Raw genomic sequence first — 13,461 nt, forward strand, 5'->3', positions numbered from 1 at the left:
CGTTAAATAAAAATTAAAGTTTCACTATTTTTTTTATCTTTGATTCTGCTCAAAAAGCAAAACACAGAGGATGAAAAAACTAATATTGCTGATTTGCGCATTCAATGCGCTTACAATCAGTGCACAAAACATTACCCTGGAAAATATTTGGGGTGGAAAATATTATCCGCAATCTTTATATGGAATCAATTCCATGAATGACGGCGAACACTATTCAATTCAGGAACAGAATGGCATTTATAAATATGCTTATCAGTCGTTTATCAACAAACAAGATTCGAAAGAACTAATAGTTTCCGGAAGTTTTGACGAATATAAATTTAGCTCAGACGAAAAATATATTTTGGTTTTGACAGAGTCGATCCCGATTTACCGTCATTCAGTAAAAGGAAAATGGCAGATTTATGACCGTGAAAAGAAATCTTTCCAAACCATTTTTGATGGGAAACCAATTCAGGAACCGACTTTCTCGCCCGACGCTAAAAAAGTAGCATTTGCATTTGAGAATAATTTATACTATCAGGATTTAACTTCCAATAAAGTCACGCAAATCACCAAAGACGGTAAAAAAAACGAAATCATCAACGGTATCACCGATTGGGTTTATGAGGAAGAATTTGCTTTTGTACGTCATTTTGATTGGAATGCAGACGGTTCGGCTATAGCATTTGTGCGATTTGATGAAAGTGCCGTGAAAGAATTTCACATTCCGATTTACGGACAAAATCTATATCCGGAAGAAATGCGTTTCAAATATCCGAAAGCGGGCGAAGATAATTCAAAAGTGAGCTTGCATTTGTTTGGCTTAGAGTCAAATAAAATAGAAAATATATCACTTTCATCGGTTGAAAATTATTACATTCCACAAATTAAATTTACAAAAGACAAAAACACATTGGCGGTTTTGACTTGCAATCGTCATCAAAATAAAGTTGATGTAAATTTTGTAGATATTTCATCGAAAAAAGTGTCGAAACTATTTACTGAAACTGACAAAGCATGGATCGAAACCGATAAATTCACATTTGAATTTTTGGATAATAATAATTTCCTTTGGGCTTCTGAACGCGATGGAAACCGCCACATTTACCAATATGATAAATCAGGGAAATTAGTGAAACAAATCACAAAAGGTGATTGGGAAGTGACTGAATATTATGGATTTGATTCAAATGATAAAACAGTTTATTTTCAGTCAAATTCATTCAATGGAAAGAGAATTTCAACCGAAAAACACATTTACAAAATAAATTTAGACGGGTCCAAAATGGAAATGCTTTCCCTAAAAAATGGAACAAATTCCGCAGATTTCAGCAAGAATTTTAAATATTTCATTCACAATTATTCTTCCATATCGGAGCCTTCAGTTTACAATTTAAATGATGGTAAAAAACCACATGAATATGGCGTAATTTTGAACAATTCGGATATTAAAACGCGTTTGTCGGCAGACAACATGGGAACAAAAGAATTGTTCACATTGAAAACAGAAAAAGGACACGAATTAAATGCGTGGATCATCAAACCAAAAGATTTTGATTCAAAAAAGAAATATCCGGTTTTGTTGTACCAATACAGCGGTCCCGGTTCGCAGGAAGTTGCCAATTCTTGGATTGATATGAATGACCAATGGCATTTTATGCTTGCCCAAAAAGGATATTTGGTGGTTTGTGTGGACGGACGCGGAACGGGGGGGAAAGGAACGGAATTCAAAAAACAGACTTACCTGAATTTAGGTAAAATGGAAGTCGAAGACCAAATCGATACAGCAAAAGTTTTGGCGAAATATGAGTATGTGGACGCTTCGCGTATCGGAATTTGGGGCTGGAGCTATGGTGGATTTATGTCGAGCAATGCAATTCTGAGAGCAGGAGATGTTTTCAAAATGGCGATAGCTGTTGCGCCGGTTACGAATTGGAGGTATTATGATTCGGTTTATACCGAAAGATTTTTGCGTACGCCACAGGAAAATCCGAAAGGATACGATGAAAACTCGCCGATGACATATGCGACGCAATTCAATGACAAAGAAGATAAATTCCTTTTGGTGCATGGAACGGCTGATGACAATGTTCATTTGCAAAATGCGATGGAATTGTCGGAGTCATTGATTCAAGCTGACAAGCAATTTGAAATGATGATTTATCCCGACAAAAATCACGGGATTTACGGCGGAAAAACGCGCATTCAACTTTATAGAAAAATGACGAATTTCATTTTAGAAAATCTTTAGAAGCCAAAAATTAGCAGAAAGTGAGAATGTCTTTTTAATTCTGGGATTTGATAAAAATTAAAATAAGAACACAATATAAAAAGGTATTATACCTTAAAATTTTAAATTATGTGGAAAAATCACCCTAAAGCGTTACCGTTTTTGTTCCTATCTGAAATGTGGGAACGTTTCGGTTATTATCTGATGATCGGGATTTTTACGCTTTACCTCAAAGATGTGGAAAGTGGATTTGCGATGACCGAAAAGGAAGCAGCCGATTTGTATGGAACTTTCATCGCATTGGTTTTTCTTACACCTTTCATTGGTGGATTGATTGCGGATCGTTATTGGGGTTACAGAAAATCCATTATCATCGGTGGTTTGCTGATGGGAGCGGGTTACGTTTTGATGAGCGTGCACAATATTACTGCTTTGTATGTAGCGATGACTTTGGTGATTCTCGGGAACGGATTTTTTAAACCGAACATTTCCACGCTTTTAGGGAATTTTTATTCGCAAGAAAAATTTAAAACAAAAAAAGACGAAGGTTACAATATTTTCTACATGGGAATCAATGTCGGAGCCTTTATTTGTAACTTCTTTGGTGCGGCATTGTACATTCTATTAGGATGGAATTTTGCGTTTATAGCAGCCGGTGTCGGGATGTTCATCGGTGTGATTGTTTTCCTTTTGGGAACGAAACATTACGTTGGTTTCGACCAGAAAAAAGGTGTTCAGGAAGGCGATATGTCTTTCGGGAAAATTGTGATGTTCATTTTGGTGCCATCAGCAGTTTTCGGCGCGATTGGATGGTTGATAAAAGGTGTTGAATCTGCTTCAAATCCCAATGCGGCTATCTTTGGTTCTGATAGTACGGATGCATTTATTTTTGCGTGTATTCCGGTTGTTTTCTTTTATGCCAATATTTATTTCAGGGCGAAAAGCGAACACAAACGTTCGATCGGTGCATTGTTGGCAATTTTTTCAGTCGTAATTTTATTTTGGGCAGTATTCAAATTAAATGGTTCAGCACTCAATACCTGGGCAGACCGATACACGGACAGACAAGTGACAGGCGTTTCGGAAGACGTTTTCAACGGACTTTATTTGGCGCAAGAAATTGAATATAAAAAAGATTCGGTTGCTGCCTATGATGCGGCATTCAGGATTCAGAAAGAAGGAGACAAAGTTATAAAAGAAGTGAATTATCCGATTTATTTCAGAAATGTCGCTCCTGAAAAATTACCTGAAGAAAAATCAAAAATTTCACTGTGGGCAACGAATTTAAGTCAATCCATCAATCCGGCTTGGGTAATTATATTTACACCTTTAGTGGTTGCGTTTTTCACATTTTTACGAAATCGAAACAAAGAACCCTCGACACCAACCAAAATTGCATTTGGACTCTTGATTTCGGCATTATCCGTTCTGGTAATGATTGCCGCCGTAAAAGCCGGCGGAAACGGCGCAGAAAAAGTCAGCGTTTGGTGGCTCGTCGCGAATTATGGAATCATCACAATTGGGGAATTATTCCTCAGTCCGATGGGATTGTCCGTGGTTTCAAAACTGAGTCCGGCAAATATTACTTCCCTTATGATGGGCGGATGGTTTTTGTCCACTTCTATCGGAAATAAAATGTCCGGTGTACTGGCGAGTTTGTGGGATACTTACGATGATAAATCAAATTTCTTTTGGATAAATTTCGGATTGCTTATGTTTGCAACCTTGTTGATGTTTGCACTTCTGAAATACCTCAACAAAGTAATGCGGGAAAATAATATACATTAAAACAATAAAGAACTAAAATTATACACACATGGTGGGAACTAATGAAATGACTTTAGAAGAACCTAAGTCAACCAAACATCCGAAAGGCCTTTGGGTACTTTTCGGAACTGAAATGTGGGAGCGTTTCAACTTCTATGGAATGCGCGCCCTTTTGACCTTGTTTATGGTCAACGCATTGATGATGAAAGAAGCAGATGCTTCCATTATTTATGGTGGATTTTTGGCGCTGTGTTATCTGACTCCGCTTTTGGGAGGATTCATTGCGGATAGATTTTTAGGAAACCGCGCTTGTATCATTTTAGGAGGAACACTGATGGCAATCGGACAATTGTTATTGTTCTTCAGTGCGTCTTTTTTTAGCGAAAACTTAGGACTATCCACTACATTATTGTGGGTGGCATTGGGTATAATTATTTTCGGAAACGGATTTTTCAAACCGAACATTTCTTCGATGGTGGGAAGTCTTTATCCAAAACAAGAAAAGAGCAAATTGGATTCTGCATTTACCATTTTCTACATGGGAATCAACATCGGAGCATTTTTGGGTCAATTTATCTGTCCATTCTTAGGTGACGTAAAAGTAGATGGTGTTCGTGATTTATTTGCATTCAAATGGGGGTATCTTGCTGCCTCAATTGCGATGGTAATAGGTACTGTAACTTTCATTTTATTAAAAGATAGATATGTGGTAACACCGGATGGACGTGCAATAGGTGGGTCTCCAAAAAATAACACCACTGACGATTTTGAAGAAGGTGAAGCAACAAAAGCAGCATTTTCCTCTAAATCTCTGACATTTGTTGGGATTTTATTTGTAGCCTTATTTTTTGTATTTCAATATTTGATGGTAGATGGCATCGGGTTTTCAAATCTGGAAGGTGCGCAAATGATCAAAGGAATTATTTATCCAATCATTTATGCTTCCGGTATCGCATTGGCTACGTTGATTATTTCAGATTCAGCTTTAACGAAGGTGGAGCGCGATAGAATTTTAGTAATTTACATCATATCCTTCTTTGTGATTTTCTTTTGGGCTGCATTTGAGCAAGCAGGTTCGTCTTTGACATTTATTGCAGATAATCAGACAGACAGGAATATTTTAGGTTGGGAAATGCCCCCATCAATGGTTCAGATATTCAATGGATTGTTTGTAGTGGTTTTGGCAATTCCATTCAGTATTTTATGGGACAAATTAAGAGCAAAAGGAAAGGAGCCCATTTCACCTTTCAAGCAAGCGATTGGTTTAGCATTGATGGCAGTGAGTTATTTCATCATAGCGTATAATGTACAAGATTTAGGCAATACAGGATTGCTTGCCATCAAATGGTTGATCCTATTGTATTTCATCCAAACTTGTGGTGAATTGTGTTTATCTCCTATCGGACTGTCGTTGGTAGGGAAACTATCTCCAAAACGATTTTCATCTTTGTTATATGGTGTATTTTTCATTTCCAATGCTGCAGGGTATGCATTGGCAGGGACGTTAGGCTCCATCTTACCGGCAACCGGAGAGAAATTTGAAAAAGCAACCGAATTAGGAATTAATTTGCAAGGAATTTTGGACAAATCAGTTGCACTGACGCCTGAAGTTCAAAAAGTATTAACTGAGAATCAATTGCCATTCCAATATCCGGTTTTTGCTGGATTTGAAATCACCAGCTTATTTGAATTCTTTATGGTATTTGTGATTTTGTGTGGTATCGCAGCAATTATATTGGCAGCAATTACTCCTATTTTGAAAAAAATGATGCACGGAATTCGTTAATATGTTTAACGGACAATAATAATTTATACTTTAGCGAGGATGTTTTCGAAAGAAAGCATCCTCTTTTTTTAGATTAACACATTATGGTAACACTTGAACAAATTCAAGATTTCAAAGGAAAATATCCCAAACAGATTTGGTCGCTTTTTTTCTCTGAAATGTGGGAACGTTTCTGTTTCTACGGAATGCGCGGGATGTTGGTATTCTTTATGATTCACCAATTAAATCTTGCCGAAACAGAAGCTAATCTCCAATACGGAGCAACGCAGGCTTTTGTCTATGCTTTCACTTTTGTCGGAGGCTTATTTGCGGATAAAATATTAGGATTCAGGAAATCACTTTTCTGGGGTGGACTTTTGATGATTGTCGGAAGTTTGATTCTGGCAGCAGACCCACATAAATTTTTCTTTTTGGGAATTGCATTTACAGTTGTAGGAACAGGTTTTTTTAAGCCAAATATTTCAACAATGGTTGGGAAACTTTACAAAAAAGGAGACTCAAGGACAGATGCCGGTTTTTCACTATTTTATGCAGGAATTAATTTGGGTGCTTTATTGGGTGGCTACCTTTGTATTGCGATCGGAAAAGGTGAAATGTTCGCTGATGCAATTCCGGAAGCTTTGCGTTGGAATGTGGCGTTTGGATTGGCAGCAATTGTAATGGTCATCAGTTTGATCAATTTCGTTTTCACGCAGAGAAGTTTAGGTCCGATTGGATTACAGCCTCAAATGATAAAAGTGGACGGGACTTACCAACCTATTGAAAAATGGAAAGAATATGGCGTTTATGCACTGACTTTGGTTTTTGTGCCTTTGATTATGACTATGGTTGCCAAGACGGAATATACCGATTATTTCATGTGGACGATCGGACCTTTGACGCTCATTTATCTTTTTTATGAAATGTCTAAAGTGAATTCTGCAGACCGTAAAAAACTTTTTGCTGCACTTGTTTTTATCATTTTCTCAATTCTATTCTGGGGAATTTATGAGCAGAGTGGTGGTTCATTGAGCATTTTTGCAGCGAAGAACCTAAACAAAGATTTATTAGGCTTAGATCCAAATGGTGTGAATAATTCCGCAGGTGCGTTTTTTATTATATTTCTTGCACCGGTTTTGGGATTGTTATGGATTTGGTTAAGTAAAAAGAGAATTGAACCCAATACAATTATCAAATTCGGACTCGGGTTTATATTCCTTGGATTAGGATATTATGTTTTATTCGGAACAAGATTATTTGCGGATTTACAAGGTGTAACTTCATTGAATATATTCACAATAGCTTTGTTAGTCATTACATTAGGGGAACTTTGTTTATCGCCCATTGGACTTTCCATCATGACAAAACTTTCCACGGAGAAATTGCAGGGGATGATGATGGGATTGTGGTTTTTGGCAAGTGCTTATGGGCAATATGTTGCCGGAATCATCGGTGCAAACATGGCCACAGCTAAAGAAGGTTCTACCAATTACGATGCGCTGATTGCTTATACAGATGGATATAAACAGTTGGGGTTGTATGCAGTAATAGCAGGAGTATTGCTGATACTGATTTCGCCGCTTGTCAAAAAATTAATGCAGGAAGTAAAATAATTTAATTCAAAATGAAAGAAAATAATAATAAATCACTTTTCCAGACGCTGGGTTCATTTAATAAAAATTTCTGGATAGCCAGTTTCATGGAATTGATGGAACGCTGGGCGTGGTATGGAATTTATACACTTTTCGGATTGTACCTAGTAGGCTCAACAGATGATGGAGGACTTGGGTTTAATCACATCCAGAAAGGAAGCATCATGTCTTTTATTGTGGGAATTCTTTATTTTTTACCCTTAATTTTTGGAGTAATTGCAGACAGAATCGGATACAAACTTTCGCTCATCATCGCTTATGTAATACTCATTTCGGGTTACTACATGATGGGTGAAGTACGGACTTTTTGGAGTGTTTATTTTGTGTTTTTATTTGTGGCAATCGGCGCAGCATTTTTCAAACCAGTCGCCTCTGCAATCATAGCCCGAAACACGGACGAAACTACTGGAACGATGGGGTTCGGGATTTTCTACATGATGGTCAACATTGGTGGCTTCATCGGACCTGCAATGTCTTCTACTTTGAGAAACAGCATGGGATGGAAAATCATTTTCATTCAAGCTGCGGTTGTAATTGCCATTAATTTAATTGTGTTGTTGTTATTTTATAAAGAACCCAAAATTGAAAAACCAAAAGATTCCATCGGCAAAGCGATTAAAGATTCTGTCATGGGAATTTTTGAAGCATTAAAAGATACAAGACTTTCTATCCTTTTGTTGTTGATGGTTGGATTTTGGACGATGTTTAATCAATTGTTTAATACGCTTCCCAATTTTATTGAAGATTGGGTAAACTCATCAGTAATAAGTGATTGGATCAATTTAAATATTCCTTTTATTGCAGAAGCACTTACATTAAACGGACAAGTAAAACCAGAATGGTTTACCAATATTGACTCCTTGATGATTATATTCTGTCAAATTTCAATTTCCTATTTCGTAATCAAAATGCGACATATTACCGCTGTAATTCGTGGAGCAATCATCGCATCCATCGGTATTGGATTGACTTTTTATTCAGGAAATGTGTGGTTTACGATTATCGGAACGATGATTTTTGCGATTGGAGAAATGATGTCGAGCCCGACAGTTTCTTCATTTATCGCCTTAATTACCCCAAAAGGAAAAGAAGGTTTGTACCAAGGAACTTATTTTCTTCCTGTAGCGGCGAGTTATTTTGTAACGAGTTTCATTTCAGGAGATTTGTATCAGGCTTGGTCAGACAAACTATCATTGCTTCAAACAGAAATGAAAACACGAAACATTGCGATGCCGGAAGTAGTTTCTCCTGAGAAATTTATCGAAACCGGTTCGAAGGCACTTAATATGCCGATTTCAACTTTTGAAAAACAATTTGATTTGAAGGCAGAAAAAGTAGATTGGGTTTCCGTGGGGGATTCTTTTAGAGAATTTGCAACAACCAAAGGTGCCGATATTTCCAATGTGCATTTACCTTTTTCTAAAAATGAGTACTTCACTTTGGCGGAGCAAAAATTAGGAATGTCTCATTGGGACATGGCAGATATGTTGTGGCAGACTTACAATCCAAACAAAATCTGGTACGTAATTTTCGCAATCGGAATGTTTTCAGTGATTTCTTTGACGATTTACGACCGAATGGTCATACGTCCTAGAGAACGAAGATTAAGGGACATCGAACCCGATGTAGAAAACATAAATAAGTAAATAATTAAGACAGCCCGCAGAGATTTCCCTACGGGCTGTTTCATTTAAAAAAAACTTAGTACTTTGCGGTCTTAAATAAAAATTTAATGAGCGATTCAAGTTCGAGAGAAAATATCTTTAGTTCTACGGTATTGGGGCATCCATCCGCATTATTTGTACTTTTTTTTACTGAAATGTGGGAACGATTCTCCTTCTATGGAATGAGGGTTTTACTAGTTTTGTTTTTAACCGCTGGACTTTTAAGCAATAATCCCGGTTGGGAATGGCCGAGAGAAAATGCATTGGCGCTTATTGGAACTTATGGTTCTTTGTTATATTTAACGCCTTTGATTGGCGGATATGTTGCCGATAAAATTACCGGCTATCGTGTTGCTGTTGTGATTGGATGTGTTATCATGACCTTGGGGCACGCAGCCATGGCTTTGGAAACGAAATCTTCATTTTATTTAGGATTAGGTTTATTGGTAATTGGAACCGGATTTTTTAAACCCAATATTACATCTATCATTTCCAACATGTATAAAGGAAAAGATGAGAAAAAGGACGGAGCTTATACCATTTTTTATATGGGTGTAAATGCCGGAGCATTTTTTGGGATGATGATTTGTGGTTATCTGGCAGAAAATTTTGGATGGTCTTGGGGATTTGGTTTGGCAGGTATTTTTATGATGTTAGGATGTTTACAATTTTGGTTGGCAAGACCTATTTTTGGTGATATTGGAGCCAAGCCAACAAGATATAATTTGACACCCGATTTGCCTTTAACAGATGCTAAATTTGAAGAATTAGAAGATGGTCCGAAAGTAGTGAACCAAGAAACGGATAAACGAAATCCATTCAGAATGTTCGATTATGTTTTGATGGTTGTTTCAGCAGTCGGAGGATTGCTTTATTTGTTCAACGATCCTTTGGAAAAAATTGAAAAAATAAATCTTTTACCCTTTAAGGTAGGAAGTCTCAGCGGAACTCACTTCGTTGTATTGGTAGCGCTTGTTTCCTTTTTGATTTTATTGATTACTCGAATTATACGTTATTCCCCGATTACCCGAGATAGAATTATCGCCGTTTGTTTTTGTGGATTATTTACGGTATTTTTCTTTATGGCATTTGAACAGTCTTTGGGTTCGATGACCATTTTTGCTGATAGTTACACAGACCGCGAATTGGTAGGTTCATCCGCTATGATTTTTAAAATTATTGACGCATTGTTGACTACAGTTCCTTTGATTATTATTACATGGGTTTTACTTAAATTATTTGGCCAAACATTTAGAAAAATCAGTTTGTCCAATATCTTTTTGGGAATAGCTTTCATGGGAATTTGGTGCTTGGTAATTTTCAGATTGGTGAATAAATTTTCTGAACCTGGAAATACTATCGATGCTTCATGGTTTGCGATTTTGAATTCATTTTTTATTATTTCCTTAGCGCCATTATTTTCAAAATGGTGGGAAAGCAAATACAACCCAAGTGCAGGTATGAAGTACGGATTCGGATTAATCCTTTTGGGAATTGGGTTCGGGATTTTAGCATTTGGTGCATGGGACATTCCGCAAGGAGCTATGACCGCAAAAGTGAGTATCATTTTCTTGATTTTGGCTTATTTATTTCACACAATGGGCGAATTGTGTTTGTCACCTCTAGGACTTTCTTATGTCAGTAAATTAGTCCCGCCAAGGATGATTGCTTTCATGTTCGGAGTTTGGTATTTAGCAATTGCAGTTGGTCAAAAATCTGCAGGAGCAATGGGAGGGATGATTGACAAAATTTCGGAAGCATATTCTATTGGAACTTTCTTCCTTATTTTTACGATTGTTCCGATTGGGATGGGATTATTAGCTATGTCCCTCAGTCCAATTATGAAAAAACTAATGCATGGAATCAAATAATTTGTAAATTTGTGTTCCTTAAATCATTGAATTTCAAATGAAGAAATATATAATTTTCAGCTTAATGCTTTTCTCTGCTTACGTTTCGGCGCAAGACATCAATTGGCTTTCATTGACCGAAGCGGAAGCCGCCCAAAAAGCAAATCCACACAAGCCTTACTTCATCGATTTTTATACAAGTTGGTGCGGTTGGTGCACAAAAATGGATCAATCTACTTTCAAGGAAGCTGAGGTGGTGAAGCACATCAACGAAAACTACATTCCTGTAAAGTTCAATGCGGAAACCAAAGAAGACGTTACCTTTAAAGGCAAAGTTTACAAATATGTTAAAGCCAGCAATGGGCGTGGGATTAATGCTTTTGCCTATTTTTCGTTGCAGGGAAAAATGTCTTATCCGTCTTATGCAGTGATGAATGGCGATGGAGAAACGGAAAAGCTTTTGTTGGGTTTCATGCCGAAAGACAAATTGATCGAAGGGCTTAACGCGAAACAGTAATCACTTTCGCTCCTGAATCACGTGTGCGCCAAAGCTTAAATTCTGAATTTTCAAGATGATTCGGATAACTACTTCCATCCAAAATAACTTCTGTTTTGTTTGAAATGGAATCTGAATGAATTTCAGATGAATTTTGAATTAAAATATAATCAAAATCGTTTGTTTTTATATCTAAGTCACGATTCACAATCAGGATTTTTTTACCATTCCAAACAATGATATTTTTAGATTTTGCATAAGTTAAATTCATTTCATTCTCCATATTGAAATAATGAATCGAATCAATTATTTCGTTAATGCAATAAGGTTTTATGATATATTGATTGATTTTTGCAGAATCTATTTCATCAGAAATAAATACATCCAATTTTTTACCTTTTCTGATTCCCAAAATTGAATTTTTGTATTGATTAAATACAATGAATTCTTCTTTTTGGCCGAAGGAATAATTTTTGTGAATTCTGCTCAGTTGAAAAATTAAAAACAAAGTAAGTATTGAAATGAAATATTTGGGCGAATAATTCATCACCAAAAACCTTATTCCTAAAATGATAAAAAGCAAAACATAAACCTCAAGAATATTGAATGAAATGTTTTCAAAAACTAAATTTTCATGCGATGAAAGCCAATTTATAAACCAATTACATAACCAGAAAAATCCATTGAAAACTTGGATCCAGATTTCAAAATCAATATCTAGCCAAGCTAATAAAACACTGAACATTCCACCTAAAATCATCAGAAACGAAGCAGGAATCATTAAAATATTTCCTGCTAGAAATAGACCAGAACTTTGATGAAAGTAAAACGCAGCAATCGGAAATGTGCCCATTTGAGCTGAAATACTTGTTCCTGTGAAATCTCTCATGTAAATTAGTTTTCGATTTTTAAAGGGTAAAATTTTTCTGTAAACCGGCATCAACCAAACGATGAAAAATACTGCTGCATAGCTTAGTTGAAATCCAACATCGAAAATAAAATTCGGATTGATAATTAGTAAAACAAAAGCAGAAAGTGCCAACGTATGGTAAATATTGGGTTTTCTTCTGAAAACCAAAGCGAGATGGAAAATTGTAATCATCAATGCCGAACGGGCAACAGGCGGTTGCAATTCGACAAATAAAGCATACAACCAAATGAAAATGAGGCTACAAATAATCCTCAATAATTTCCCTTTTTGAAGATAAATCAGCGGATAAAACAGAAAGTAAAATATCGTGTAAACCATCACAATATGTAAACCTGAAATGGACAAAATATGGACGACGCCGGTTTTTCGGTAACTTTCTTCGACTTCAGGATCCATTTCGGTTCGGTCGCCTAGAAGCATCGCGCCGATGATGTCCGTTGCATTTTTAGAATAACCGAAACTGAGTAATTTTATTCGGATTTCTGACTTGAATTTGGCGGCTTTGTTGTTCCAGCTATTTCCTACAAGTTCAATATAATAAACCGAACCCGAAAAGGAAGTGTAATGAATTTGCTGTCGGCTGAGGTATTTTTGATAGTCAAACTGATGCGGGTTTTTAGGTGGTTCGGTTTGATGAATTTTAGTGTAAACCCATACTTTATCGTTGGCATGTAATTGTTGATTTTCCTTTTTCCAATAAAGCAAAAGATGGGTTTTCTGAGTTGAAATCGAATCTGCAAAAATAATTTCAGCTTTGTATTTTCTATATTTTTCTGAGGAACGGTAAGTGTTTTCAATTTTTAATTTAACCCATTTTTTTTCATTTAATAAATCAGAATTTAATTCTTCTTTTGAATTAAAATGATGAAATCTGATGATTCCAAAAAATGTGAAAAATAACAGAATAGATAGACTTCCTAAAAAGTAAAATTTTGATTTGAAAATGAGAATGAAAATAATTGCGGTCAGAACAATTAATTCCAAAAATCGCCAATCACTTTCATGTAGAAATTGTCCCAAAAGAATACCGGAAATCATCCCCAATAAAGGAAATAAGAAAGGTTGGTCTTTCATTTTAAGTAGGTTAGGTCAATTAAATATACAAAAAAACGCCTTCGAAAGAA

Annotated in this window: 8 protein-coding genes; 7 read left to right on the forward strand and 1 reads right to left on the reverse strand. The window is 36.2% G+C overall.

What is annotated here, in order from left to right:
• The first annotated feature begins 70 nt into the window (after nt 1–70).
• The 7 genes from B8977_RS10305 (at nt 71) to B8977_RS10335 (ending at nt 11,427) form a co-directional block, all read left to right on the forward strand.
• Nucleotides 71–2,233, forward strand: coding sequence for a S9 family peptidase (locus B8977_RS10305; protein ID WP_084017629.1), 2,163 nt, complete (start codon nt 71–73; stop codon nt 2,231–2,233).
• Between the two features lie 108 nt (nt 2,234–2,341).
• The gene (locus B8977_RS10310; protein ID WP_084017630.1) at nt 2,342–4,000 is read left to right on the forward strand and encodes a peptide MFS transporter; all 1,659 of its coding nucleotides are present in this window, start codon (nt 2,342–2,344) and stop codon (nt 3,998–4,000) included.
• Between the two features lie 28 nt (nt 4,001–4,028).
• Entirely contained in the window at nt 4,029–5,765 is a 1,737-nt protein-coding gene (locus tag B8977_RS10315; protein WP_084017631.1) for a peptide MFS transporter, read from the forward strand.
• 83 nt (nt 5,766–5,848) lie between these two features.
• Entirely contained in the window at nt 5,849–7,357 is a 1,509-nt protein-coding gene (locus tag B8977_RS10320) for a peptide MFS transporter (RefSeq protein ID WP_185116608.1), read from the forward strand.
• Between the two features lie 11 nt (nt 7,358–7,368).
• Nucleotides 7,369–9,042 carry an MFS transporter gene (locus B8977_RS10325; RefSeq protein WP_084017633.1) on the forward strand — a complete coding sequence of 558 codons (1,674 nt, stop codon included), beginning with the start codon at nt 7,369–7,371 and terminating at the stop codon, nt 9,040–9,042.
• An 86-nt stretch (nt 9,043–9,128) separates the two neighbouring features.
• Nucleotides 9,129–10,931, forward strand: coding sequence for a peptide MFS transporter (locus tag B8977_RS10330; protein WP_084017634.1), 1,803 nt, complete (start codon nt 9,129–9,131; stop codon nt 10,929–10,931).
• A 37-nt stretch (nt 10,932–10,968) separates the two neighbouring features.
• On the forward strand, nt 10,969–11,427 hold the full coding sequence (locus B8977_RS10335; RefSeq protein ID WP_084017635.1) for a thioredoxin family protein: 459 nt from the start codon (nt 10,969–10,971) through the stop codon (nt 11,425–11,427).
• Here B8977_RS10335 and B8977_RS10340 read toward each other — a convergent pair.
• The gene (locus tag B8977_RS10340) at nt 11,411–13,411 is read right to left on the reverse strand and encodes a ComEC/Rec2 family competence protein (RefSeq protein ID WP_084017636.1); all 2,001 of its coding nucleotides are present in this window, start codon (nt 13,409–13,411) and stop codon (nt 11,411–11,413) included. The genes B8977_RS10335 and B8977_RS10340 overlap by 17 nt on opposite strands.
• Nucleotides 13,412–13,461: the final 50 nt, after the last annotated feature.

This window comes from Moheibacter sediminis, assembly GCF_900176425.1.
Classification (GTDB): Bacteria; Bacteroidota; Bacteroidia; order Flavobacteriales; family Weeksellaceae; genus Moheibacter; species Moheibacter sediminis.